Source organism: Kribbella deserti (assembly GCF_042434725.1).
Classification (GTDB): domain Bacteria; phylum Actinomycetota; class Actinomycetes; order Propionibacteriales; family Kribbellaceae; genus Kribbella; species Kribbella deserti.
Map to the genome: position 1 here is coordinate 105,817 of NZ_JBHLTC010000010.1, position 24,477 is coordinate 130,293.

Consider the following 24,477-nt stretch of genomic DNA (forward strand, 5'->3'; position numbering starts at 1 on the left):
CATGGTGACCCGTGGTGATCTGGCGGATCCGGCCTGGCGGCGGGCGTTCGAGGAGGTACCGCGGCACGAGTTCGTTCCGCTGTTCTACGACAAGCAGCAGAATCCGGTCAGCCGGCACCAGCCGGAACAGGTGACGACCTGGCTCGCCGAGGTTTATACCGACGAGGCCCTGGCCACCCAGTTGGCCGAGGGCATCGTGGTGTCGTCGAGCAGCCAGCCGAGCCTGATGGCGATCATGCTGGAGGCCTTACGGCTGGAGGGCAACGAGCGAGTCCTGGAGATCGGAACCGGCACCGGCTACAACGCCGCGCTGCTGTGCCACCGGCTCGGGGAGTACCGGGTGGTGACGATCGACGTCGACCCCGATATCACCAGCCTGGCCCGGTCCCGCCTCGCGGATGTCGGCTACCAGCCCTTGGTTGCTACCGGCAACGGCCTGGAGGGGTACGAGGGCCGTGCGCCGTACCAGCGGATCATCGCCACGGTAGGCCTGGAGTACGTGCCAACCGCCTGGCTCGAGCAGCTCACGCCGGGCGGCCTGGTGGTGGCACCGCTCGGCGCGGGCGTGATCCGCCTGGAGAACCACGGCGACGGTACGGCGATCCAGGCGGACGGCCGGTTCCTGCGTACGCCCGCGTATTTCATGCCGTTGCGCGGTGTCGAGGTCGCGCAGAACCTGGTCCGGCCCGACCTGCCGACCGGCATGCCCCGGCCCACCGACGTACGGGCGAGCGTGCTCACCGGGAACAGCCTGCGCTTCCTGACCAGCCTGCTGATGCCGCGATTCGTCTACCAGTACGACGTGGACACCCTCGACGCGCACGGTAAACCGACGGCCGCGCGGATCTGGTCGGTCGACGGCTCGATCGCCGAGGTGCGCGGCGACGAGGTGCTGGAGGCCGGTCCGACCCGGCTGTGGTCCCGGCTGGAGGAGATCCGGCAGATCCAGCTCGAGCACGGCAAACCTGAGCGCGACCGTTTCGGCCTGACCGTTGACGCCGATGGCCAGCGGCTGTGGCTGGATGATCCCGACGGGCCGAGCTGGCCTCTCGCCGTACCGCCGGCGGGCTCTACCGGGCAGTAAGCGGCCGAATCCAAAAAAAAATTTTGGACCCGATGTCTAAATCGCGACTTCTCATCCGACTTATCTGTAGAGACCCGGGAGACGCCCTGGTCACGGTGTCGAGGAGAAGCTGTGAACGACGCATTGAGCACCAGCACAAGTCAGCGGACAGCGAACCGCTCCCGATGGCTCGCGCTCTACGTTCTCTGCGCGGGCATGCTGATGATCGTGCTCGACGTCACCGTGGTGAACGTGGCGCTGCCCGCGATCCAGGACGACCTGGGCTTCAGCAGCTCCAGCCTGGCCTGGGTGGTGAACGGCTATCTGATCCCCTTCGGCGGTCTGCTCCTGCTGGCCGGACGCCTCGGTGACCTGCTCGGCCGGCGCACGATCTTCGTCGCGGGTCTCGCCGTTTTCACCGTCGCCTCGCTGCTGTGCGGGCTGGCCCAGACCCAGGAAGTGCTCGTCGCGGCCCGATTCCTGCAGGGCGTCGGCGGTGCGCTCACGTCCGCGGTCATTCTCGGCATGATCGTGACGCTCTTCCCCGAACCGCGTGAGCAGGCGAAGGCCATCGGTATCTACGCGTTCGTGGCCTCGGCGGGTGGCTCGATCGGCCTGCTGGCCGGTGGCGTGCTGACCCAGGCGATCAACTGGCACTGGATCTTCTTCATCAATCTGCCGATCGGGCTGATCACCGGCGCACTCGCGATCAAGCTGATCGACAAGGACAGCGGCATCGGCTGGCAGCGCGGCGCGGATCTGCCCGGCGCGGTGCTGATCACCGCGGCTCTGATGGTCGGTGTCTACACGATCGTGAAGCCCGCCGCCGAACTCGGCTGGACCGCCGGTGAAACGCTCGTGCTCGGTGTGATCACGCTGGTGCTGCTGGCCGGATTCATCGCCCGCGAGGCGACCGCGGCCAGCCCGTTGGTACCGCTGCGGATCTTCCGTTCGCGCAATCTGACCGGATCCAACCTGATCCAGGCCCTGTCCAGCTCGGGCATGTTCGGCATCTTCTTCCTCGGCTCGCTCTACCTGCAGCGCGTCCTCGGGTACGACGCCCTGGAGATCGGCCTGGCCTTCCTGCCGACCACGATCATGATGGGCCTGCTGTCGGTGCGGTACTCGGAGAAGCTCGTGATGCGGTACGGCGCCCGCCGCTCGCTGATCGCCGGACTGGCGCTGATCGTGCTCGGCCTGGCCTACTTCACGCAGGCGCCGGTCGACGGCACGTACGTCGTACACGTGCTGCCGGTGATGATCCTGCTAGGCCTCGGTGGCGGCGTGTGCTTCCCTGCCGTGATGACACTCGCGATGTCGGGGGCCACCGAAGAGGACGCGGGTCTTGCCTCCGGCCTGATCGGTACGACGGCCGAGGTCGGCGCCGCGCTGGGTCTCGCCGTACTCGCGACGCTGGCGGCCACGCAGAGCGCCGGTCTGGAAGGCACGGGTCGTTCCGTCGAGGCGGCCCTGACCGGCGGCTACCAGTTCGCCTTCGGCATCGCGGCGGTCATCGTCGCCGCCGCCATCGTCATCGCCCTCACGGTGATGCGGCCGGAGCGCCCGTCCGACGAGGCTGAGGCCGCGTCTTCCGAGGTAAGCCTCGAAGCGGCCTGACCTAACGCTTCTTCTCGCTCTCGGCGCCAGGGCTTGCTCCCCCGGCGCCGAGAGCTTCTTGTTGTCGAAGTTCCTTCAGGCCGCGGTGATGGTGACGGGGATGGCGCTGCTCAGGTTGTGGCCGACCGGGGACGATGCCTGACCCCTCCCGCTGCGGAGACCGTCGTGGAGTCACAAAGTTGCCGCCGGAGAGGCGCGTACGGCGTAGTGGCGGCGGTGGTTTTCCACAGGGCGGCGGGGGCGACTTCGTGTTGTCGGTGGTGAACGGCAGAATGCACGGAGGCATTCGTGGTGGCACCGAAGAGGGGAACCGAAACAGTGGTTTTGCAGTCGATCGAGCAGAAGATCGCCGAAGAGCTAGAGGTCGGGGAGAATCAGATCCGCGCGGCGGTCGCCCTGCTCGACGAGGGATCCACCGTGCCGTTCATCGCGCGGTACCGCAAAGAGATCACCGGCATGCTCGACGACGCGCAACTGCGCACCATCGAGGAGCGGCTGCGCTACCTGCGTGAGCTGGAGGAGCGCCGCCAGACGGTGCTCGAGTCGATCGAGAGCCAGGGCAAGCTCGACGACGCGCTGAAGGCGTCGATCCTCGCGGCCGATACCAAGTCGCGACTGGAGGACATCTACCTCCCGTTCAAGCCGAAGCGCCGGACCAAGGCGATGATCGCCCGCGAGGCCGGGCTGGAGCCGCTCGCCGACGGCCTGATGTCGGACCCGACTGTCGACCCGCAGGCCGCCGCGGCCGTGTTCGTCAATCCCGAGCTGGGCGTCGTGGACGCGCAGGCCGCGCTGGACGGCGCGCGGTCGATCCTGGTCGAGCGCTTCGCCGAAGACGCGGACCTGATCGGTGAGCTGCGCGAGCGCCTGTGGAGCCAAGGCCGGCTGGCCTCGGCGGTGCGCGAGGGCAAGGAGGTCGAGGGCGCGAAGTTCTCGGACTACTTCGAGTTCGACGAGCCGTTCACGAAGATGCCGTCGCACCGGATCCTCGCGCTGTTCCGCGGCGAGAAGGAGGACGTGCTCTCGCTGACGATCGAGCCGGCTCCGGCCGACGCCGAGCCGGTCGAAGGCCCCAGTGAGTATGAGGCGACCATCGCCCGCAAGGTCGGCGTTGAGAACAACGGCCGCCCGGCCGACGCGTGGCTGATCGACACGGTTCGCTGGGCCTGGCGCACGAAGATCCTGGTCCACCTCGGCATCGACCTGCGGATGCGGTTGCGCCAGGTCGCTGAGGACGAGGCTGTGCGCGTGTTCGCGTCCAACCTGCGCGACCTGCTGCTGGCCGCCCCCGCCGGGACACGCGCGACGATGGGACTCGACCCCGGTTTTCGTACGGGCGTCAAGGTGGCCGTCGTCGACGCCACCGGCAAGGTCACCGCGACCGGCGTCATCTACCCGCACGTGCCGCAGAACCAGTGGGACAAGTCGATCGCGCAGCTGGCCCAGCTGGCCGCCGCGCACAACGTCGAACTGATCGCCATCGGCAACGGAACGGCGTCGCGGGAGACCGACAAGCTGGCCGCGGAGCTGATCGCGAAGCACCCGGAGCTCAAGCTCACCAAGGTGGTCGTGTCCGAGGCGGGCGCTTCGGTCTACTCGGCGTCGGCCTTCGCGTCCGCCGAGCTGCCCGGCATGGACGTTTCGCTGCGCGGCGCGGTCTCGATCGCCCGCCGCCTGCAGGACCCACTGGCCGAACTGGTGAAGATCGACCCGAAGTCCATCGGCGTCGGGCAGTACCAGCACGATCTGTCCGAGTCGTCGCTGTCGCGTTCGCTGGACGCCGTCGTCGAAGACTGTGTGAACGCCGTCGGCGTGGACGTCAACACCGCCTCGGCGCCGCTGCTCACCCGCGTTTCCGGTATCACCACCGGTCTCGCGGAGAACATCGTCAGCCACCGCGATCAGAACGGGCCCTTCCGTTCGCGTTCCGCGCTCAAGGAGGTCCCGCGCCTTGGGCCGAAGGCCTTCGAGCAGGCGGCCGGCTTCCTCCGGATTCCCGGCGGCGACGACCCACTCGACTCCTCCAGCGTGCACCCGGAGGCCTATCCCGTCGTGCGGCGCATCCTGGCCGCGACCGGGCAGGAGCTGAAGACCCTGATCGGCAACTCGTCCGCGCTGAAGTCGCTGAAGCCGACCGACTTCGTGGACGACAAGTTCGGTCTGCCCACGGTGACGGACATCCTGAGCGAGCTAGAGAAGCCCGGGCGTGACCCGCGGCCCGCGTTCAAGACCGCCACCTTCGCGGAGGGCGTCGACAAGATCGCGGACCTCAAGCCCGGTATGCGGCTGGAAGGCCAGGTCACCAACGTCGCAGCCTTTGGTGCCTTCATCGACATCGGCGTGCACCAGGACGGTCTGGCCCACGTTTCGGCCCTGTCGAAGAACTTCGTCAAGGACCCGCGCGAGGTGGTCAAGCCCGGCGACATCGTCAAGGTGAAGGTGCTCGAGGTCGACACCGAACGCAAGCGCATCTCCCTCACCCTGCGCCTCGACGACGAGCCCGGCGCAGCCCCGGCTCGTGGTCCCCGGGGCGGCTCCGCCCAAGGGGGCCAAGGCGGTCCGGGTGGTCAAGGCGGTCAGGGTCGCGGGCCTGGCGGTCAAGGGCGCGGCGGTTCCGGCGGTCCGGGCCGTGGCGGCTCGGGCGGTTCCGGTCGGCCGGGTGGTTCCGGTGGACGCGGTGGCGCGGGCGGTCAGGGCAAGGGTGCCGACCCGAAGCAGCCGATGGACGAAGGCTCGCTCGCAGACGCCTTCCGCCGCGCAGGCTTCACCGTGCGTTAAGGCCTCCCGCCGTTGGACGACTGGTCGTCGGGGAGTCGGGGTTGTTGTCGGCTGACTGGCGCCATCGATTGGCGGCACCAGGCTGAGGTTTTGTACGGCGATCGGCCCGGTTTCCACGTTGAGGGGGCCGGGCCGATCGCCGTTTTCAGTGCTGGCCGGGTAATCGGGTTGCCCGGTGGTGGCAGCGCTGGTGGAATACGGCGATGCCCGCTCCCCATGGATTCGACTACACCGTGCAGTCCGACGGCGTCATCCGGATCACCCACCACGGCAAGCCCGCCACCACGTTGCGCGGAGGCCGGGCGGCGGAGTTCCTTGAAGAGGTCGACGACGACCCGCAAATGGTGATGGCCCGCTGGACCGGCGCCTACAAACACGGCAACGAACGAGTCGCCCGCAACCACCCCCGCAACCGCAACGCCCGCCGCTAAGCCCTCTCGCTCGGCCCTTCCGCTCGGCCCTTCCGCTCGGTACCCGGCCAGGCCTCGCCACAGTTGGAGGCCGCCTCACGCCGCCGCCGTACACCTTTGGGGTGACGCACCACCCGACGCCGCGCGCGTCGTAGCGACCCCGCGCCCGTTGCACTGGGGACACCTCGTGGGAACCGAGCACCCGTAATCGCGTCCGAGCAGGGGTAATAACGGCTGCTCAGACGCGGATACCCCTGCTAGGAACCCGTTCCTCCTGCCAGGACTCGCGAATCCGGGCCACGGCGGTCCGCACCCCTCGCCACGGCTGGCCGTACTTCATCACCGTGGAGACCCGTACCTTGTCGCTGTCAGCGGAGGGAGGCTAGGTGGCCGCCGGGGTCGCCTAGGTGTACGGCGGTGGCGGTGGGCGTGTAGCCGATGGTGCGGTAGACGCGGTCGGCGCCGTCGTCGCCGGGGGTCAGCCAGGCGAGGGTGGCGCCGGCGGATTTGAAGGCGGTTTGAGTGGCGTAGGCCGTTGCGAGAGCGCCTAGACCGCGGCGACGGTATTCCGGCAGCGTGCCGACGCCGGCGATCTCGGTAACCCCGTCCGCCACGGCGGTCCAGAGGGCCGTCGCGACCGGTACGCCGTCCCACCGGATCAGGACGCTACCGCCCTCGGCCGGATCTGCCTTGAACGGCGAGGCCACGTCCTCATCGTCGTACGACGCGACGGCTACGCGATCGGCCTCGGCCTGTTCCGCCTCCGACAGCACTACCGAGGCGGTGACCGAGGCTGGAAGCTCCGGTACGCGCAGGCCGTCCGGCTCGACCGTGAGGAGCGGAGGGCGCGACACGATCGTCATGCCTTCGGACGCGAGCGCGTCGGCTAGACCTGGGTTGGCCTCTTCGATCAGCTCCGCGTGCAGCCAACGGCCTTCGGCCGCGAAGGCCTTCCGAACGGTCTCCAGCGCCCAGGGGACTTCCTCCGGGTCGAACGCGACGCCGGGTTCGGCGGCCACCGCGCCCGAGAGGAACCAGACGTCCTCATCGTGCAGCAGTCCCACCAGCGGCCCGGCGACGATCTGACGGCGCGAGCGGATTCGTCCTTGCAGCTGAGCGGACGCGATCCGCACGGCGAGTTCCATCCCCCAAACCTAACCCCCGCCTGGTCGCGATAAGCCTCGCAGTAACGGCTAACCCCGCCCGAGCGCCGTGAGGGGGCGTGGGGACTCCTTCGCGGATGAGGCTGTGAGGGCCTCGGCAGCGTCATAGGCGGCTCGGGCTTCGGCGATCTCGCGTTGGTGGGTTTCGGTCCAGGTGACGAGGGACTGGATGGTGGCGTGCAGGGTGACGCCGAGCGGGGTGAGTTCGTAGTCGACCCGCGGCGGTACGACCGGGTGCACGGTGCGCCGGACCAGGCCATCGCGTTCGAGCTGGCGCAAGGTGACGGTCAGCATTCGCTGGCTGATGCCGTCGATGGTGCGCTTGAGTTCGGTGAATCGCAGTTTGTGGTTGTCGAGCAGCGCGATCACCAGCAACGACCACTTGTCGCCGATCCGGTCGAGGATCTGGCGGACCTCGCAGTCCTCGCGAGTGTCCCACTGGAACGCCTCCTCGGTGTAGCAGGAGGAACTCGGTTCCTTCAAAGTGCCTTCTTCCATAAATCCTGATGGTTCCGCACGATGGGTTCAGTTACAAGAGGTAACCGACCTCTGTTTCGAGAACCGAGGAGCCTTTCCGTGCCTACCCCACTCGCCAGCGCCACCGACCGGATGACCGGCCGGGCGTGGGCGTTGCTGTTCGTTCTTTGCGGCGCGATCTTCCTGGAGGGCATCGACGTTTCGATGATGGGTGTCGCGCTGCCGTCCATCCGGGCCGAACTTGGCATGACCACCAGCGAGCTGCAGTGGGTGGTCAGCGCGTACGTCTTGTCGTACGGCGGCTTTGTCCTGCTCGGTGGTCGCGCCGCGGACCTGCTCGGCCGGCGCCGGATGTTCGTCGGCTGGCTCGTTGTGTTCCTGCTCTTCTCCGGTCTGGGCGGTTTCGCCACCGAGGGCTGGATGCTGATCGTGGCCCGCTTCATGACCGGCGTGGCGGCGGCGTTCATGACGCCGGCCGGTCTGTCGATCATCACCACCACCTTCCCGGAAGGTCCGCTGCGCAACCGGGCTTTGCTGGTGTACGCCGGTACGGCCGCGGGTGGTTTCTCGCTCGGCATGGTGACAGGTGGTCTGCTCGCGGCGATCGACTGGCGTTGGGTGTTCTTCGCGCCGGTTCTCCTGGCGGGAGTCCTGCTGGTCTTCGCGATCCGGCTGATTCCACGCGAAGCGCGACCAGAGCGAACCGCGAGCGGATTCGACCTGCCGGGTTCGATCACGCTGACTGGTTCGATGCTGTTGCTGGTCTACACGGTTGTCCTGGCTCCGGACGTGCCCCTCGCCCGTTCCGTCGTCACCGGTGTAGCCAGCGTGCTGCTGCTCACCGCCTTCGTCGTGATCGAACGGCGCTCGGCCGATCCCTTGATCCGTCTCGGACTACTGCGATCGAGCGCGCTGATCCGGGCGAACCTGGGCGCGATGCTGCTGGTGGGTTCGTTTGTCGGCTTCCAGTTCATCGCGGTGCTCTACCTCCAGGAAGTCCGGCACTGGTCCGAGCTCGAAACCGGGCTCGCTCTGATGGTGATCGGCCTGGACGCGATTCTGGCGCCGACGCTCACGCCCGTACTGGTTCGCAAGTTCGGCAACTCGCGGGTGATCGTGGCGGCGTTCGTCCTGGCGGTGGCGGCGTACGCGTTGTTCCTGCCGCTCAGCGCGGACTGGACCTACGCGGCGATGCTGCCGGCGTTTCTCCTGCTCAGCTTGGCGTTTGCGTTCGGCTATGGCCCATTGACGATCGCCGCCACCGACGGCGTGGCCGAAGAAGAGCAAGGCCTCGCGAGCGGCGTACTGACCACGTCGTTCCAGTTCGGCTCGGCCCTCGGCCTGGCCGTGGTCGCCGCCGTCATCGCGGCCGCGGAGGACGGCCTGCGTACGGCTTTGTTCGTACCGCTGATCGGCGGAATCCTGGGCATCGCCATCAGCCTTCCGGGCCTGCGGACCAAGCAGCAGGCGCCCGTGCCGGTGACTACAGCGGTCTAGTCAGGAACTTCAGCCGGCCCGCCCATCCAGATGCGGATGGGCGGGCCCTTCGTTATCGCACTCCGGAAAGTTACAGCGCTGTTATTCAGCGGTCGGGCAATCGGTTCGAACGGCACCTTTCGACCGCACCGAAAAGGCCGGAGAACAGAACTTCGCCGGACCGGAAGTCAACAGCCCGGACAGGGACGAGACCACCCCGAGACCCGGCCGTGACCTCGGGTTTCTCACTCGGTAAGACGTTTGTAAAGGTCCCTCCCGGTCCATTTCCCTACGCGTTCTTATGAGGTGTTCTTTACTTATGCCGATCGATTGCGCGAGCAGGACGAGCAGCCTCCGGGCCGCTGGTTCGCCGGTGCCACTAGCGGGGGCACCGGAGACGGCCGGTATTACCCGAATTCCAGGTTCCGCCCAAAACCTGAAGGACCGCTGATGGACGAGTTGGCCGGTTCACCGACCTCCCACCGACGAGTTCGCGTCTGGTTCGGCGATCACCCGATCGCGGACCACGTCGCCGAGCCACTGCAGGCCGCGCGCTACGAAGCAGCCATGCGCCGTCGCTTTGCCTGCTGCCGCGTCACCAACGACCCCGTGACCGCACCGGTACGGATGCCGGAGCCGACCCGATGACCACCCGTCCGCTGCTGCTCGGTTATGTGCGGGCGGACGAAACGGCCTCGGCCGCCGAGCTGGCGTCGATGACGTCGGCGCTGGCCAGCTTCGCCAGTACGGAAGGGTTCACGCTCGGCACGGTGTACACCGAGCGGGACTGCAGTACGCCGGCCGCGTTCCACGCGCTGGTCGATGAGGTCAACCGCCTCGAGGTGCGCGCGGTCGTCGTACCGAATCTCGAGCACCTCGGCGGTTTCGACGTCGTCAGCACGATGCGCAACCACCTGGAGCAGCACACCTCGGCGCGTGTTGTGGCGGTACAGGCCGCCCCCTAGAGCAGCGGAGCTGATGTCTTGACCCCTGCATCGGCATCAGCTCCGCTTTCCACTTTCGTTAGGCCCTCGACCAGCACTTGGTCGAGGGCCTTTCAGTTCGTGATCGTGTAGCCGAAGCGTTCCATCACGGCGGCGGTCTCCGGGCCGAAGGTGCCGTTGGCGGGCAGGCCGAACCGGGTCTGGATCTTGCGTGTCATCTGCCGAAAGTGCTGGTGCCAAGGCGTTCCGGACGGCGGCCGGATCTCCGTACGGGCGATGGCGCCCACCTTCGGATCGGCCGCCCACGCCAATACCTGCGCGCGATCCGCCGCCCAGGCGCCGCTCATCGCGTCGCGCTGCGCGGCGATCCGTAAGGCACTCAACGAGATCGTGGTGTTGACCGTCGGCCGCAAGATCGGCCGCGGCGGCACGTTGGCGGCGAGCAATCGCTGGTAGTGCTCCCAGGTCATCCGGTAGTACCCGGGCGGGCCGTCATCCGGTCCACGGTTGGCCAGGCCGTTCAACCCGCGGCGGTATTCCCGCACCTGCTGGGCCGCGCCGCGCGAGAGGTCCTTGTCGCCGACCGCGATCGCGTGGATGTGCCACGGCCAATCGCCCTGCGCCGGCGTACGCAACCAGGCGGCGAATCCCACCTTGCGCAAGGCCAGTACGACGTCCCTGCGCTGCTTGGGAGTCAGGCCGGCCGCCCGTACGTCGATCGCGCCGCCGCCGTCGTGCGTGCCGGCTGAGGCGCTGACCCCGCCGCGGTTGTACGAGCCCTGCATGAGGTCCAGCTCGAACTTGGTCAGCCGTTCCGCCGCTTTGATCATCGCGACGGTTCGCTGGTTCAGCCGTTTGCCCCGCCACGTCGTGCGAATCTCAGGCATCAACGCTCACTACTTCCACCCCTAGTGACTCCGTTTGGTCACGCTCTGGCCTTTCCAGCCCCCCGGCCGGCAGTTCGCCCAGATTAGGGATTCCAGGGTTCACCGTCCACCAAATGGACAGCGCAGGTGTGGGATCCGAGGGCCTGGGTACGAGATAGAGGTCCCGCGGTTCCGTAAGTTCCATCAGGGCAGGTGGCACCTACCGAGCCTCGGTCTCCCGCTGAGGGGCAGGAGAGACGACCGATGGCGGCAGCTGGAGCGCTCCGGCTGCCGCCTGGCCGGTCGTCAGCCAATCGCGGTCTTCGCCCGCTCGCCGTCTTCGGCTCTGGTTATAGGGCGACTGCTACGAAGAGATAGCGGTTCAGGCTGAAGAAGTAGCCGCGGCCGAAGGAGCGAAGATCATCGGCCCAGGCCTCGGCCTCCGCCGGGGTTACGCCCGAGCGCCCGCTGACGAAGGCGGCGATGATGTCGACCAGGCCCACGCTGTACGTCCACGGGTCGTAACCGGCGTTGAGCATCGGGACCACCTGGCGATGTGTGACGGTGAAACCCGCCATCTCAAGGGTTTCACCCAGCGTGCGCGGTAGATGCGGATCGCTGAGGTGTTCCTCGAATGCCGTGAGCACGCGCCGCATGCGTTCGCCGTCGCGGGATCGCCAGACGACCGATTCCCAGTCGGTATCGAGCAGAACCACCCGGCCGCCAGGGCGTAATACCCGCCGCGCCTCGGCAAGTGCGCCCGCGACGTCATCGACGTACTCGAAAACCTGGGTGGAGACCACCACGTCGAAGCTGGCCGGACCGAACGGCAGGCGCGTCGCGGGAGCGAGTTCCAGTTCGATGACCGGACCGCCGGGTACCTGGGCCCGGGTGGCGGCGATGGCCAGCATGCTCTCGCTGATGTCGATACCGCAGATCCGGCCTTCGGGACCGATCTCCTCGGCCATTTCGGCCGCCAGCAGTCCCGGGCCCACGCCGACGTCGAGCACGCGATCGCCCGGTCGGAGCGCCAGCGCGTACCGGACGGCACGGCGCTGCTCGATCACATCAGGCGTGGTGTAAACCGCCTCGATCTGCCGGGATAGCCGCGGATCGAACTGGAGGTTGCTCATGCCTCACCTTTCAGGGGCCGTGCCCAACATCATGCTGGCTCCACTGTGCTCCGCACACCCCCGAACTCGCAGCAACCTGCAACCGGCATTCCGATCACCGTTGCGTCACCACGCGCACAACGCCGAAGAACCCCGGCCGGAGCACGGGGTTCTTCGGGCGGTGCCGCGGAAACTACCCGCGGCGGAGCGAGGCGAACTGCAGATCCGCCAGAACCGCGACGGCGGCGGCCTGGACCGCGACCACGACGATGCCCAGCGTGGTCAGGTCACCGGCGAAGATCAGCGCCAGGCTGGCCACCACCCAGGCCGCATTGACCGCGATCACCTCGCGCAGCGCCGTACGACGTACTGCCGGGTGGCGGGCGATCATGACCAGGGCGGCGGTCCAACCGGCCAGGAACAGGCCGGCGCCGAGGCTGAGGCCGACCGGCACTCCCAGCAGGGCGGACAGGCCGATCGGGCCTTCGAGCACAACCCCGGCCAGCAGCAGGAGCAGCCCGAGAGCGCCGGAGGCCAGCGCGTCCATCCGGAGGACTCCGGTCAGAAAGCGGCTCTCGACGGTGGTGGCGGGAGTGGCGACGGAATAGGTGCTCATGGGTTTCTCCTTGGCTGTTAACGCGGGTTCAGGGGTGTCGATCAGGCAGCGGGCGGGGCGAAGTCGATGAAGCCGACCACCTCGGACAGGCGGCCGTCGGCGGCGACGGTGACGCAGTCGATGCCACCGGCGACGGGCGGCTGGCCCTCGGCGGCGAGCTCCCAGGCCCACCGGAGCCGGTTGTTGTGACCGTCGACCTCACCGGCGAGGCGGAAGGAGTGACCGGGAAAGAGCTGGTGGGCGGAATCGACCAGGTCCGACAAGGCGGCGTGACCGGTGACGTTGAACATCGGGTCGACGAAGGTGCCGTCGGTGGTCCAGAGCTCCTCGATGAGCTTGCGGCGGGTGGCGACGTCGCGCTCGTTCCACATCGCGAAGTACTGGTCGGCCAGTGCGTTCATCAGGTGCTCCTCAGCGGTTCGAAGTGATACGAGAAGCTTCGGGCCGGACCCGGAGAACGGTCGATGACATCAGAGGTAATGGCGGTGCCCACCTCAGTGGTTAGGTTGGCGGGCATGACATCGATCGCGGATCACACCTTTCAGCGCCCGGTGGGCGAGCTGCTACGCGGCTGGCGGGAGCGGCGCCGGCTGAGCCAGCTCGATCTCGCGAACGAGGTGGAGGTCTCCGCGCGGCACATCAGCTTCGTCGAGACCGGCCGGTCCCAGCCGAGCCGGGAGATGGTGCTGCGCCTCGCCGAGCACCTCGGGGTCCCCCTGCGCGACCGGAACCAGCTGTTGCTCGCGGCGGGTTATGCCCCCGTCTATGGCGAGGCGTCGCTGCACTCACCCGGGATGCTCGCGATCCGCGAAGCGCTGCGCCGGTTGCTCAAGGCCCACGCCCCTTTCCCGGCCCTGGTGGCTGACCGCTGGTGGAACCTGGTCGAGGCCAACGACGGCCTCGCGCTGTTCGTCGAAGGCGTGGCACCGGAGTTGCTCAAACCTCCGATCAACGTGCTGCGGCTCACGCTGCACCCCGACGGCATGGCCCCGCGGGTGATCAACCTGGGCGAGATCCGGGCCCACCTGCTCACGCGGTTGCACCGCCAGCTCATCACTACGGCGGACCCCGAACTGCAGGACCTGTACGACGAACTGCGGGGTTATCCGTGCGACCAGCCCGAGCCGTTGCTCGAGCTGCCCGGGCCGGGCGAGGTGGTCGTGCCGCTGCGGATCCGCGCCGGCGATCGCGAACTGGCCTTCCTCAGTACGGTCGCCACCTTCGGTACGCCGCTCGACATCACCGTGTCCGAGCTGGTAATCGAGTCGTTCTTCCCGGCCGACGACGCGACCGCGGACGCGCTGCGAGAATTGGCCGCGTGATGGAGCCGATCCGCGAACTGAGCGACACCAAGGAACTCCACCTCGCCTATCTCGACTACTACCGCTCGGTGGTCGAGGACAAGCTGCGTGGTTTGTCCGAGGAAGACTTACGGCACAGCCGATTGCCATCAGGGTGGTCGCCGCTGGAATTGCTGAAACACCTTGTTTTCATGGAGCGAAGGTGGTTCCGCTGGGGTATCAACGCCGAGCCGGTGGATCATCCGTGGGGTGACAGCGGGGACGATTCGAGCGGGCGGTGGCAGTTGTCCGTCGACGACGATTTGGAGAGTTTGCTGGCCGCGTTGCACGAGGGCGCTGAGAGCACTCGCGTTATTTTGAACGGCGTTTCCCTGCAAGAGCGGGGGAAGGTCGGCGGTCGGTTCAATGCGGAGAACGTTGCCTCGGTGAACTGGGTGTGCTTCCACGTTCTCCAGGAGTACGCGCGCCACGCGGGGCATTTGGATATCGTGCGCGAACTCGCGGACGGCAGCACTGGCGAAACCGCCTAGGCCGTCCTGTTCTCCTGAGCGCTGGTGGTTCTGTGCGCTGGTGGTTCTGTGCGCGGCGGTGGCTCGCTGGGCGACGGTGGTTTGCTGGGCGGCGGTGGTTTAGTTGAACGGCGGTGGTTTATTGGGCAGCGGTGGCTTCTTGCCATTCGCGGGCGATGCCGCGTAGGAGCGGCGGGTAGACGATCAGGTGGCGCAGCAGCGAGATCGCGGCCATGTAGGCCTTGCCGAACAGGCCGTTCGGCTTCACCAGCACGGCCATCTGACCGCGATAGCCGCCGGCCTCATCCGGTACCCAGGTGAGATGCAGAATGCCCCGCACGGTCCGATTGGCCATCTCCGCCGCCAACTCGTTGCCGGTCAGGAAAACCGGCGTGAACGGCAACCGGTCGAACTCCGGCCCAACCGCCCCTTCCCGCAGATCAACCGGCAACCGATCGCGCAGAATCGGCGCAGAACCACGCCCGGCTTTGTCCCAGCCGAAGATCTCGCCGAGTTTCCAGCGGAGCGCGAAGAGCATTCGGGCAAGCCGTGACGGGTTGTCCGACGTATCACCCCCGGCGAACAACCGGACCAGCCGCGGGAAGTCATCCGGACCACCCGGCGTCGGCAAGGCCCATACGTCGTACAGCCTGAAGTCGGGAGCCACCTCGTGGATCCGCCAGGGCTGTTCGGTGTGCGCGGTGTCGGGCAGTTTCATGATTACCGTCTCCATCTCAGGCCGGATCGAGTCCGAGTACGCCGGCGGCGGCCCGGGCCGCGAGTAGCTCGTCATGGGGCTTTTGACCGGCCAGCGCGATCACCGTTCCCTCGAGCGCGCCGACAAAGGCGTGGCCGAGAGCCCGAACCGGCGGACCTGGCGGAATCGTTCCGGCCTTGCGCCCGGCACGGATGAACCGCATGCACCGGTCGATGAGCAGTTCGTAGGCCCGTTCGACCTCGGCGCCAACGGGATGCTCCTGCCCGGCGAATTCCAGCCGCAACGCGACCGCCACCCGCGCGATGTCCCGCCGGCAGAAGACGGCATGACCGCGAGCGAGTGCGAGTAACGCCTCGACCGGGTCGGACTCCTTCGCGATGAGCGCGCCGACTTCCTCGTCCCACGTGGCGAGGATCCACTCGAATACCGCGAGGGTCAGTTCCTGCTTGTCCTTGAACTGGTGGTACAGCGCACCACGGGTATAACCCGCATCCCGAGCCACCTGCTCGAGTACGAGATTGCCATAGCCATAACGCGAAAGGTGACGCGCCGCCGACTCCAGCAACGCCGTACGCGACCGGGCCCGCCGCTCCGCCTGCGTCTCCCGCCCACCCTCAGTACTTGCCCGCTCCGACCCCATACCAGCAACATACATACACGCACGTATGTACACAACAACCCCGGCCCTCCCCCGGCGTGTCATCGGACTCTTGTGACGCGGCGTGTCGCCACTCATCGGACGCTTGTGACGACGCCGATCCAGCCAGACGCCCGGCGAGGCGTTCAAACGCGTCCACTAGTCCGAGAGTGGATGGGCGGGGCGTGCGACTCGGCCTCTGCTGCCGAAAGCCGGGTGCTGGTGTACGCGTCTGCGGACATGTTGTGGGAGCCGGGCACCCGCACTCGTGTCCTCGCAGGGGTCGATAACACCTGCTAGGACACGACTTCCCCTGCGCGGACACGATGGACTGCCGTCAGCGGGAGGTCCCTTTGGCTGTGATGCACAACGCCGCCCGAACCATGCGGTTGATGGAAGTGCTTGGTGAGTCCACCGGACGTTTTGCGGTCCGGAAAATGTCGAGTGGACTCACCAAGACGACCCTGCCATCGGCACCAGACCAGCCCGGCTCAGGTGCGCACACGCGACCACGCGCGCAAGCCCCTGTGGCCACCACACACACCGCGCGGATCCCCGGGGCCCGGCTACCAGGTTGCAGCGCGGCTACCGGCCTTCCGCGAGCCCGCTACCGGGTCTTGTACCGGCTACCCGGCAGCAACCGGGTAGCAGCACCACAACCCGCCAGCCCACTGAACACGACCCGACCACTCGCCGGACGGCCCAAACGAACCACAGCGACCTGGACTCCACGGCCACCCACCCCAACTCAGCCCGGAACGGCCCGCACGCCAAAGCAGTGCATGACTCGCGGGGGTGTTCGGAGGCGACCACTCGCGGGGGCGTTCAAAGGCGGCCACCGGGCTGGGGGTTGGGCGTGACCGTTCGCCGCAAACGCTGGCACTCGCCGCCCAGCGCTGGCTGCGTAGCAGAAGGCTCGCGGTTCAGAGGTGACCACTCCCGGAGGGGGAAGCGGAAGTGGTGGGAGTGGAGAAAGGCGAAAGCGGCCGGGCCGCCACCGAGACGGTCCGGCCGCTTTAGCGGCAGGGGAGGGAGAGGCCTACGAGCGCGGAGGGAGCGTCGGCAGGCTGGGCTTGGTGGTGGGGAAGCTGGGCTTCGTCGTGGGGAAGCTCGGCTTCGTCGTCGGGAAGCTCGGCTTCGTCGTGGGGAAGCTGGGCTGGGTCGTCGGTACCGGGAGGCTGGGCTTGCCCGGGAGGGACGGCGTGGTCGTCGGCAGTGACGGCTTGGTCGTCGGCAGCGAGGGGATGCCCGGCGTCGGGATCGACGGCTTGCCCGGCAGGGACGGCTTCGTCGTCGGCACAGAAGGCACCGGCAGAGACGGCTTGCCCGGCAGGGTGGGCTTGGCCGTGGGTACCGGCGGCAGGCAGGGCTGCGGGGTGGGCAGCGACGGCTTCGTCGTCGGCAACGAGGGCTTACCCGGGAGCGACGGCTTCGTCGTCGGCACAGAAGGCACCGGCACCGACGGCTTGCCCGGCAAGGACGGCTTCGTCGTCGGCACAGAAGGCACCGGCACCGACGGCTTGCCCGGCAGGGTCGGCTTCGCGGTCGGTACCGACGGCACCGGCACCGACGGCTTCTTCGTCGGCAGCGTCGGGAGAGTCGGCGTCGGAACGTCGGCGGCACCCGCGGCACCCGCGCCCGGCTTCGGCGGAAGCGTCGGCAGCGACGGCTTCGTGGTGGGAACCGGCAAGGTCGGCTTCGTGGTCGGAACCGGAGGAAGCGTCGGCTTGGCCGTAGGCAGCGAAGGCACCGGCACAGACGGCTTACCGGGGATCGACGGCTTCGTCGTCGGCACCGAAGGCACCGGCAGAGACGGCTTGCCCGGGAGCGACGGCTTGCCCGGGCCCGGCAGCGAGGGCTTGGACGTCGGCAGGCAGGTGGGCAGGTCCGACGGCACGTCCGTCGGGATCGTCGTCGGCGGCTTGGGCTTGTTGTCACCGAGGCCCGAGACCAGCCGGCTGACATCGCCAGGACCGCCGACGGCCATCGAAACGCTGGCCACCGTTCCGGCCAGCAGGGTGACGCCGGCCGCGCTCAGCCCACGACGGGCCCAGGCCAGGCGCCGGCCGCGCCGCATCAGCTCGGTGGTGTCCGGCTGCCACGGCTCGATCTCGTAGTCGAGTGCGTCGCGCACCCGGTGCTCGTCGGTCATCGGTGTCCTCCAACAGTGGTATCGATCAGGTCAGGTGACAGCCGCAGTTTGGCCAGCGCCCGGGACGCGGTGCTCTTCACCGTTCCGTTGGCCAGGCCGAGGAGGTTGGCGGTCTCCTGCTCTGAGAGGTCCTGCGTGTACCGCAGCACGACCACCGCCCGCTCTTTCGCGGTCAGTGCGCCGAGCGCGGCCAGGACCGACTCCCGCGTCTGCACTCCGGGGGCGAAGTCGGACTCCGTACGGGAGTCCCAGTCGTTGTCGACCGGGTCACTCGGCAGTTCCTGCGACCAGCGTCGCTTGACCTGCGTGAGAAACCGGTTCACCACCGCGCGCCGGACATAGCGGAGAGGATCGTCACCCACCTTGTGCCACTTGGGGTAGCACCGCATCAGCGCTTGCTGGACCAGGTCCTCGGCGGTATGCCGATCGCCGCACAACATCTCGGCGAAGCGAAGCAACTGGGTCGACTGGGCCTGTACGAAAAGTTCGAAGTCGGCGTCGCCGGCCCGGGTCATCGAGTCTCCTCTGCGTCCGTCACACCTGTCCTAACCACTTGATGTGATCGTCTGGTTCTGTCCCGTTGCCAAAAACTTCCGAGAAATTTTCTTTCGCTCTATGCAGAAGCACCGAAGGTTTGTCACATTAGGTCACGCCGGAATCACACCTGGTCAGCGTCCCCCATCTCGCGCGGAGGTTCCAAGTCATGCGGATCAAGCGAAGTAGCAAGGCGGCCGCCCTCGCCGTGCTCGCCCTCATGCTCGTCCCTGCCACTGTCCCGAGCTCAGCCGGTACGACGGACGCTCCCGCGTCGGCCGCCCAGGTTCCGGCGCTCACGCCGGCCGAAGGCTCCAGCAATGTCGCCCGGGACGGCGATCGCATCATCCTCGGCCCGGCGCCAGCGTCGACCGGCTCGGCCGGGATCAGCCAGCGCACGGGTATCGCGAATCTCGCCGAGACCCGCTTCAGCGCGCCGACTTCCGCCGTGGTGGTCGGATTCACCGCCGGTACGCCGGAAGGCGGTTCGGCCGAGGTCGACGTACGGGCGCTCGTGAACGGACGCTGGACCGAGTGGACCCCGGCCGCGGCCGGTGAGACCACGGCCCTGGCGGCCCCGAGCGACGTCGTACAGCTGCGCATCATCGTGATCGCGCCCGCGAAGGTGGCCAGCCCGTGGGTCAGCGGCGTCAGCGTACGACCGGTCGCGGCGTCCACCTCGATGGTTCCCGCCGCGGGGATCATGGCCGCGCCTTTGGTTTCCCGGGTGTTCGCGACCCGGGAGGGCCTGGTCGGCGGTACGACGGCCAACGGGCACGTGATCACCAACCGGGACCACTTCGTCGCGTTACCGTCTCGCCGGGGTCTGGCCAACAACGGCTCGGGCAACTACTCGGTGAAGGTCTGTGTCGGCGGACGCTGCGCGTTCGAGCCGGTCTGGGACGTCGGCCCCTGGAACACCAAGGACGACTACTGGAACCCGAGCAGCATCCGTGAGATGTGGAAGGACCTGCCGCAGGGCCGGCCCGAGGCGCAGGCGGCGTATCAGAACGGCTACAACGGCGGGAAGGACCAGTTCGGCCGTACGGTCGCCAACCCGGCGGGCATCGACCTGGCCGACGGCACTTTCTGGGATGCGCTCAAGCTGACGAACAACGCCTGGGTGGACGTGACCTACCTCTGGACGGGTGACGGCGGTCGCGGCACTGTCTCGATCACCTCGGGCTACCTGAACATCCGCAACGCCCCGAACTCCACGGGCGCGATCGTCGGCATGGCCGGCAAGTCCGCCCAGGTGACGGTTCAGTGCCAGACCACCGGGCAGAGCATCACCGGTTCGCAAGGCACCACCAACGTCTGGCTGCGCGTCCACGCCGGCATGTACGTATCGAAGGCCTGGATCAACACCGGCAGCCACCCGGCCTGCTGAGGTCTTAACCGGCTGAGGTCGCTTGAGCTGCTGAGGTGGTCCGGGGCACCGCTCTGGCCCCGGACCACTCCGGCCTACTTCTGATGCAGCGGATCGGCCTTTGACTCGGGGAACGACGCGAGCAAGCGGTTGTTCTCGTCATAGGTGAACACGGCCCGATCGGGGAACGCCGTGCTGCCCTTCATCTCGGCCGGCAACTCGACGAAGGACAGGGACCAGCCGGGCACGCCCTTGAGCCGGTAGACCTTGCCCTCGTAGTACTTGTCGTCCTGGGTGTAGATCACGCGGCGCGGCACACCGCGGAAGACCGACGAGGTGGCACCGCCCGCGCTCTGCAAGCCGGGCGAACGGCCGTCGCCGATATTGGAGTTGCCGACCGTGCCGCGGCAACCGAACGACTCGAAGTACTCCTTCGCCTGGTCGTCCCAGTGGCTGATGCACCACTTCGTGCCCTTGGTCTCGAACCGGACGCCGGACGCGATCTGCACCTCGCCCCTGGTGGGGATCTCCCCGATCGGCCTGGCTCCGATCGGCCCGCCGGGCGTCCACTTCTTCCTCGCCGGCGGGATCCGGGTCACGCTCTTCTCCGCCTTGATGGAACCAGCCGAGGGCTTAGGTTCCACAGTGACCGGAATCGGGTCAGGTCCACCTGCTGCCGAGAGGTTGGCGGTTGAGCCGGAAGGGCCGCCGCCAGTGGCGAAGGCGGTGATGGCGATGGCGGCCACCGCGAGCGAGGCCAGGCCGGTGACGGCCCAGCGCCCGGCGCGACGCCGTTTCGCCGCCGCGAGCAGCTCCACCGGCTCGAGGGTCGGGGCATCGGCTTCGAAGTCGCGAATCTCCTGGATCAGCTTGTTGTCGTCCATGGTTGTCAGCAGCCGTGGTTGACGTGGGCGCAGGTCTGCTCGCCCCAGACAAGCTTGAACGAGTTCGCCAGCGAGCCGTTGGCCCGGTACAACGCGACCTTGATCTGGGCCCGCTCCCCCGGCTGGTACGGCGCGGCCTCCTGGTGCTGCAGCAGCCAGAACTTGCCGGTGATCTTGGCGTTCTTGGTCACGCCGTCGGGAAAGGTGTAGCGGATCTTGGTGATGCCAGCCGGGAGCACACCCGCGGCCCAGTAGCGCTCATACAGCGTGTCGGCGCCCGGCTTCTTGGGTACGACGAGGTTGCTCACCGCGAAGGCGTCGGTGGCGGTGATCGCGGGCGCCTTGATCGCACCCGGCGCGCGCAGGCTGACCGAGCCGCCGTTGAACAGCAGGTGCGCGTTGTCGCACGCCGCCCATCGCTTGCCATCGGCAAGAATCAGCGAACTACCAACCCTGCTGTCGATCCGCGCCACCACCTTGGCAGCTGAACCCGGCCCGGGATAGATCTCGTCGAACTCGCGAACCAGCGCGCGGCACTGCCCGGCAAGGTCATTGCCCAGGGCACCTTTAGCAATCGTTGCCGAGGGCCCTTCGGTTGATACGACCTGCGGCGCCGCCGAGGCCACGCCGGCCAACGAGCTGGCAACCGCGCCCGCCACCAACAACATTGCGGCACGCCTGACCGTCTTCAACATCGGTTTCTCCTTTGAAATAAGCACTTCTCACCACCAAAGACGGCATCCACCGGAGAAAGGTTCTGTCACCTCAAGAGTTAGCAGCCGTGGTTGACGTGGGCGCAGGTTTGCTCGCCCCAGGTAAGGGAGTGGGTACGAAGCACCGAGTTGTCCGCGCGGAGCAGGCGGACCTGGATCTTGGCGCGATCGAGATTGGTCTGCCCCTCGGGAATCGGCTGGGCCTCCCGATACTGGACGATCCAGAAATCGCCAACGTTCTGAGCCACCCGGGTGATTTCGCCCGGGAAGGTGTAGCTCACTTTGGCGACACCGACCGGGCGGCGACCGGCGGACCAGTAGTAGTTGTAAAGCTTGCCCTTCACGGTGACGGCGATACCGCTGACAGCGAAGGCGTTCACGTCGCTGGGCGACGGCCTGGACCGGGTACCCGCCTGGAGCACCGACGGCTTGCCCGAACCGGTGACCGGCCAGCTGTCGTCGCACGCCACCCAGGCCCTGGTATCCGCGAATATCACCGTCGACCCGACCGGGCCGAGCACATTCGCGACCGGCGAACCCGTCAACTTCGGCAGGGCCTGCGGGTCGGCGTACTGCCCGAGTTCGCTGCGGCAGTCCGCGACCGCCTGCTTGGCCATCGCGGCCGCCTTTGCCTGGGCCCGTTCAGCGGCACGAGCCCCAGCGGATTCGTCCGGGCTCGGCGTCTGGTTCGTCCGGATCGTCGGGTTTTCCGCCGGGCCGGGTTCGGCACCCGGCGTACCGGAGCCGAAGGCAACAACCGCGACGACGGCAACCACTGCCGCTGAGGCCACACCGGCCGCGGTGGCTCGTCTGTTCCGGCGACGGCGGTGGGCTCCGGCGATGACCCGGGCCGGGTCCAGCGGCGTACCGTGCTCGGGTAGCTCGCGAAGGGCCTGGCGGAGCTCGTTGTCACTCATGCGCGCTCCTCCACGTAGAGATCGGCCAGCTCGGGCGTATCGCGGAGCTTGCCCAGGGCCCGGCTGGTGGTGCTCTTCACCGTGCCGCGAGCGACGCCGAGAATCGCCGCGGTCTCCGCCTCGCTGAGGTCCTCCACAAACCGCAACACCACCGCGGCCCGTTCGCGCCGGGTCAGCCGGTTGAGCGCGCTGGTGAGAACCACCCGGCGCTGTACGCCGAGGGCGGGATCGGTCACGTGCGCGTTCGGCCCGAAGTCGAGGTCGGTCGTCGTACCGGAAGGCCGCTCGCGCCACGGTCGGCGGCGCAGCCAGGACAGATGCTGGTTCACCACGGCCTGCCGGACATATCCGAACGGGTCGCCGAGCTCGATCCGGTCCCAGCGCAGATACGCCTTCTCCAGTGCGGTCTGCACCAGGTCCTCGGCCAGCGCGGCGTCCCCGCACAGCATGCGGGCGATGTGCACCAGGCGCGCCGATCTCGCCAGAACGAAGGCCGTGAAGTCTTCGTCCCCTCCGTGCGGCATCTGGACTCCCGTCGGTGAAGGCTGTTCAGGCTGAAAGACGCCCTCGGCACCGAAAAGGTTCTGTCCCGCCTCGGTTCAGGACAGGGGCACGCACTCCGCGGCCCGGCGGACCCGGTCGCGCCCAGCGGCCTTGGCGGCGTACATCGCGCGGTCCGCGCTGTGCAGCAGGCCGTCCAGGGTGGCGCCGTCGTCGGGCGCGACCGCGACCCCGATAGAAACCGTCAGGCGGAAGTTCGCGGGGACCAGCTCGCGGTTGTCCAGCACGCCGGCGCACATCGCGGCGAGCGGGCTGGCCGCGACCGCGCTGCGCAGCCGATCCGCGGTCACGGTGGCGTCGGCCAGGTCCGTCCCGGGCAGGGCGATCACGAACTCCTCCCCGCCGAACCGCCCGATCACGTCCTTGGTCCGGATGGCGCCGCGCAGAATCGTCGCGATCGCCCGCAGCGCCTCGTCACCGACGAGATGGCCATGCCGATCGTTGATCTGCTTGAAGTGATCGACGTCGATGAGCAGTACGGCGAGTGGCTCGCGCTGGCTCCGCGAGGAGCGCAACAGGTCCTCGGTCCGGCGGCGCCACCAGTCGATCCGGGCCAGGCCGGTCTTCGGGTCGGTCTGCGCCTCGCTCTCCAGCTGGCCGAACAGCAACGCGCGCTGGGCGCTCAGGGCGATCGGAATCGCCAGCACCGCCGCCCACGGGTTGGCCAGCGTGGCCGCCGCGACGAGGCAACCGAGGCTGGCGGCCGTTCCGTCCACGCAGAGGTCGTCGAGCCCGCCGATGGCGTCGCGACGGCCGCTGCCCGGCATGATCTGGGTGATCGCCGCCGCACAGAGCAAGGCGTCGGTGACGAAGAAGGCCACCGCTGCAGCAGCCATGCCCACCACCCGGCTCACCGCGTCCGCGCCGAGTGCTTCGATCACCGCGGCCTGGGCCAGATGCGCGGCGCCGACCGACAGGAACAACACCGCGGTCGAAAACGCCCAGCGGTACGGAACGCACCGGCCGGCCCGCACCCGCCACCAGATCCGCAGCACGAGCACGACCACGATCGCCAGCGCGGGCTGAAGCACGACGGCCGCGGCGACCATCCACGCCGGCGCCAGGTCCTTGTGCAGCGGACCACCTCGCCGGCGGCGGCTCTCCACCCGGCGCGCGCCCTCGACGGCGACCAGCGCCGACGCGGTCAGCGCCACCACGATCTGCAGTTCGTCGAGGGAGGACAGGTTCACGAAGGCGTAGGCCGCATACGCAAGGCCGAGGCCGTCCACGAACAGCACCACCACGAGCGCCGGGACACTCAGCGTCCACAGCGCCCAAAACCGGACCGCTCGCCTACCCTCCGCAATCATCCATTCCACGGTACGACGCGATTTGGCCTCGCAACACCCGGCTACGGCCTGTCCGCGGTGACGATGTGATGACATTCCGCGACTTTTGTAAGACCTGTCCAAAGACGAAGGTTTTCCTTGTACAGAAGGAAAGTTGATCGAGCGTTTGATCGATCAAGTAGTCGCGCCTTCACCTACCTGCCTAGTCTTCGCACCGCGGGCTTTCGTGAATGCGTTCATCGGCCCGAAGCTGCCCTTTCGGTCCGCTCGACGGCACAGCCCGGCGGCAGTGGAGGCAGATTCGGACCGATCGGACGTTGTCAAGCTGTGTGGAGTCGTTTGGTGGTTTTTGGTGGTTGGTCGGGTTTGGG

25 protein-coding genes are annotated in these 24,477 nt (G+C 67.9%); 10 read left to right on the top strand and 15 right to left on the bottom strand.

The window, feature by feature from the left end:
• Position 1 precedes the first annotated feature (1 nt).
• The 4 genes from ACFFGN_RS09360 (at position 2) to ACFFGN_RS09375 (ending at position 5,889) form a co-directional block, all read left to right on the top strand.
• Positions 2 to 1,084: a methyltransferase domain-containing protein gene (locus ACFFGN_RS09360; protein WP_380045352.1), complete on the top strand. Its 1,083-nt coding sequence runs from the start codon at positions 2 to 4 to the stop codon at positions 1,082 to 1,084.
• Positions 1,085 to 1,195: 111 nt separating this feature from the next.
• Positions 1,196 to 2,680 carry a DHA2 family efflux MFS transporter permease subunit gene (locus ACFFGN_RS09365; RefSeq protein ID WP_380045355.1) on the top strand — a complete coding sequence of 495 codons (1,485 nt, stop codon included), beginning with the start codon at positions 1,196 to 1,198 and terminating at the stop codon, positions 2,678 to 2,680.
• 318 nt (positions 2,681 to 2,998) lie between these two features.
• Positions 2,999 to 5,458, top strand: coding sequence for a Tex family protein (locus ACFFGN_RS09370; protein WP_380045358.1), 2,460 nt, complete (start codon positions 2,999 to 3,001; stop codon positions 5,456 to 5,458).
• Positions 5,459 to 5,661: 203 nt separating this feature from the next.
• On the top strand, positions 5,662 to 5,889 hold the full coding sequence (locus ACFFGN_RS09375; RefSeq protein WP_380045361.1) for a hypothetical protein: 228 nt from the start codon (positions 5,662 to 5,664) through the stop codon (positions 5,887 to 5,889).
• A 347-nt stretch (positions 5,890 to 6,236) separates the two neighbouring features.
• On the opposite strand, the gene ACFFGN_RS09380 is transcribed toward ACFFGN_RS09375, so the two are convergent.
• Both ACFFGN_RS09380 and ACFFGN_RS09385 read right to left on the bottom strand, forming a co-directional pair.
• Positions 6,237 to 7,013 carry a GNAT family N-acetyltransferase gene (locus tag ACFFGN_RS09380; RefSeq protein ID WP_380045364.1) on the bottom strand — a complete coding sequence of 259 codons (777 nt, stop codon included), beginning with the start codon at positions 7,011 to 7,013 and terminating at the stop codon, positions 6,237 to 6,239.
• Positions 7,014 to 7,061: 48 nt separating this feature from the next.
• Entirely contained in the window at positions 7,062 to 7,514 is a 453-nt protein-coding gene (locus tag ACFFGN_RS09385) for a winged helix-turn-helix transcriptional regulator (RefSeq protein ID WP_380045367.1), read from the bottom strand.
• 93 nt (positions 7,515 to 7,607) lie between these two features.
• Between ACFFGN_RS09385 and ACFFGN_RS09390 the strand changes: the two genes are divergently transcribed.
• From ACFFGN_RS09390 to ACFFGN_RS09400, 3 genes are all read left to right on the top strand, one after another.
• The gene (locus ACFFGN_RS09390) at positions 7,608 to 9,005 is read left to right on the top strand and encodes an MFS transporter (RefSeq protein WP_380045370.1); all 1,398 of its coding nucleotides are present in this window, start codon (positions 7,608 to 7,610) and stop codon (positions 9,003 to 9,005) included.
• A 429-nt stretch (positions 9,006 to 9,434) separates the two neighbouring features.
• A complete protein-coding gene (locus ACFFGN_RS09395; protein ID WP_380045373.1) occupies positions 9,435 to 9,632 on the top strand; it encodes a hypothetical protein in 198 nt (65 codons plus the stop codon).
• The gene (locus ACFFGN_RS09400; protein ID WP_380045376.1) at positions 9,629 to 9,949 is read left to right on the top strand and encodes a hypothetical protein; all 321 of its coding nucleotides are present in this window, start codon (positions 9,629 to 9,631) and stop codon (positions 9,947 to 9,949) included. The genes ACFFGN_RS09395 and ACFFGN_RS09400 overlap by 4 nt, the downstream gene beginning before the upstream one ends.
• A gap of 92 nt (positions 9,950 to 10,041) precedes the next feature.
• Here the strand turns inward: ACFFGN_RS09400 and ACFFGN_RS09405 are convergent, their stop codons facing one another.
• The 4 genes from ACFFGN_RS09405 to ACFFGN_RS09420 form a co-directional block, all read right to left on the bottom strand.
• On the bottom strand, positions 10,042 to 10,815 hold the full coding sequence (locus tag ACFFGN_RS09405; RefSeq protein ID WP_380045379.1) for a hypothetical protein: 774 nt from the start codon (positions 10,813 to 10,815) through the stop codon (positions 10,042 to 10,044).
• 329 nt (positions 10,816 to 11,144) lie between these two features.
• Complete coding sequence (locus tag ACFFGN_RS09410; RefSeq protein ID WP_380045381.1) at positions 11,145 to 11,927, bottom strand: methyltransferase domain-containing protein; 783 nt, start codon at positions 11,925 to 11,927, stop codon at positions 11,145 to 11,147.
• 172 nt (positions 11,928 to 12,099) lie between these two features.
• Positions 12,100 to 12,522 (bottom strand): hypothetical protein, encoded by a 423-nt coding sequence (locus ACFFGN_RS09415; RefSeq protein ID WP_380045384.1) that lies wholly within the window; start codon positions 12,520 to 12,522, stop codon positions 12,100 to 12,102.
• A 41-nt stretch (positions 12,523 to 12,563) separates the two neighbouring features.
• On the bottom strand, positions 12,564 to 12,923 hold the full coding sequence (locus ACFFGN_RS09420) for a nuclear transport factor 2 family protein (protein WP_380045387.1): 360 nt from the start codon (positions 12,921 to 12,923) through the stop codon (positions 12,564 to 12,566).
• A 114-nt stretch (positions 12,924 to 13,037) separates the two neighbouring features.
• On the opposite strand from ACFFGN_RS09420, the gene ACFFGN_RS09425 reads away from it, so the two are divergent.
• Both ACFFGN_RS09425 and ACFFGN_RS09430 read left to right on the top strand, forming a co-directional pair.
• Positions 13,038 to 13,844 carry a helix-turn-helix domain-containing protein gene (locus tag ACFFGN_RS09425; RefSeq protein ID WP_380045391.1) on the top strand — a complete coding sequence of 269 codons (807 nt, stop codon included), beginning with the start codon at positions 13,038 to 13,040 and terminating at the stop codon, positions 13,842 to 13,844.
• Positions 13,844 to 14,353 carry a DinB family protein gene (locus tag ACFFGN_RS09430; RefSeq protein ID WP_380045433.1) on the top strand — a complete coding sequence of 170 codons (510 nt, stop codon included), beginning with the start codon at positions 13,844 to 13,846 and terminating at the stop codon, positions 14,351 to 14,353. Before ACFFGN_RS09425 ends, ACFFGN_RS09430 begins: the two co-directional genes overlap by 1 nt.
• Positions 14,354 to 14,471: 118 nt before the next feature.
• On the opposite strand, the gene ACFFGN_RS09435 is transcribed toward ACFFGN_RS09430, so the two are convergent.
• From ACFFGN_RS09435 to ACFFGN_RS09450, 4 genes are all read right to left on the bottom strand, one after another.
• Positions 14,472 to 15,050, bottom strand: a complete 579-nt coding sequence (locus tag ACFFGN_RS09435) for a DUF2867 domain-containing protein (RefSeq protein ID WP_380045394.1) — start codon at positions 15,048 to 15,050, stop codon at positions 14,472 to 14,474.
• Positions 15,051 to 15,066: 16 nt separating this feature from the next.
• Positions 15,067 to 15,690 (bottom strand): TetR/AcrR family transcriptional regulator, encoded by a 624-nt coding sequence (locus ACFFGN_RS09440; RefSeq protein WP_380045397.1) that lies wholly within the window; start codon positions 15,688 to 15,690, stop codon positions 15,067 to 15,069.
• A 1,036-nt stretch (positions 15,691 to 16,726) separates the two neighbouring features.
• Positions 16,727 to 17,839: a hypothetical protein gene (locus ACFFGN_RS09445; RefSeq protein ID WP_380045400.1), complete on the bottom strand. Its 1,113-nt coding sequence runs from the start codon at positions 17,837 to 17,839 to the stop codon at positions 16,727 to 16,729.
• A complete protein-coding gene (locus tag ACFFGN_RS09450; RefSeq protein WP_380045403.1) occupies positions 17,836 to 18,354 on the bottom strand; it encodes a SigE family RNA polymerase sigma factor in 519 nt (172 codons plus the stop codon). Before ACFFGN_RS09450 ends, ACFFGN_RS09445 begins: the two co-directional genes overlap by 4 nt.
• A gap of 188 nt (positions 18,355 to 18,542) precedes the next feature.
• Here ACFFGN_RS09450 and ACFFGN_RS09455 point away from each other — a divergent pair, with 188 nt between their 5' ends.
• Positions 18,543 to 19,763: a DUF8814 domain-containing protein gene (locus ACFFGN_RS09455; protein WP_380045406.1), complete on the top strand. Its 1,221-nt coding sequence runs from the start codon at positions 18,543 to 18,545 to the stop codon at positions 19,761 to 19,763.
• Between the two features lie 74 nt (positions 19,764 to 19,837).
• On the opposite strand, the gene ACFFGN_RS09460 is transcribed toward ACFFGN_RS09455, so the two are convergent.
• The 5 genes from ACFFGN_RS09460 to ACFFGN_RS09480 all read right to left on the bottom strand — a co-directional run bounded on the left by ACFFGN_RS09460 (position 19,838) and on the right by ACFFGN_RS09480 (position 24,127).
• Entirely contained in the window at positions 19,838 to 20,626 is a 789-nt protein-coding gene (locus tag ACFFGN_RS09460; RefSeq protein ID WP_380045409.1) for a hypothetical protein, read from the bottom strand.
• Positions 20,627 to 20,631: 5 nt separating this feature from the next.
• A complete protein-coding gene (locus tag ACFFGN_RS09465) occupies positions 20,632 to 21,321 on the bottom strand; it encodes a hypothetical protein (RefSeq protein ID WP_380045413.1) in 690 nt (229 codons plus the stop codon).
• 77 nt (positions 21,322 to 21,398) lie between these two features.
• A complete protein-coding gene (locus tag ACFFGN_RS09470) occupies positions 21,399 to 22,256 on the bottom strand; it encodes a hypothetical protein (RefSeq protein WP_380045416.1) in 858 nt (285 codons plus the stop codon).
• The gene (locus tag ACFFGN_RS09475; protein ID WP_380045419.1) at positions 22,253 to 22,780 is read right to left on the bottom strand and encodes a SigE family RNA polymerase sigma factor; all 528 of its coding nucleotides are present in this window, start codon (positions 22,778 to 22,780) and stop codon (positions 22,253 to 22,255) included. The genes ACFFGN_RS09470 and ACFFGN_RS09475 overlap by 4 nt, the downstream gene beginning before the upstream one ends.
• A 75-nt stretch (positions 22,781 to 22,855) precedes the next feature.
• The gene (locus ACFFGN_RS09480) at positions 22,856 to 24,127 is read right to left on the bottom strand and encodes a GGDEF domain-containing protein (RefSeq protein ID WP_380045421.1); all 1,272 of its coding nucleotides are present in this window, start codon (positions 24,125 to 24,127) and stop codon (positions 22,856 to 22,858) included.
• Between the last annotated feature and the right edge of the window lie 350 nt (positions 24,128 to 24,477).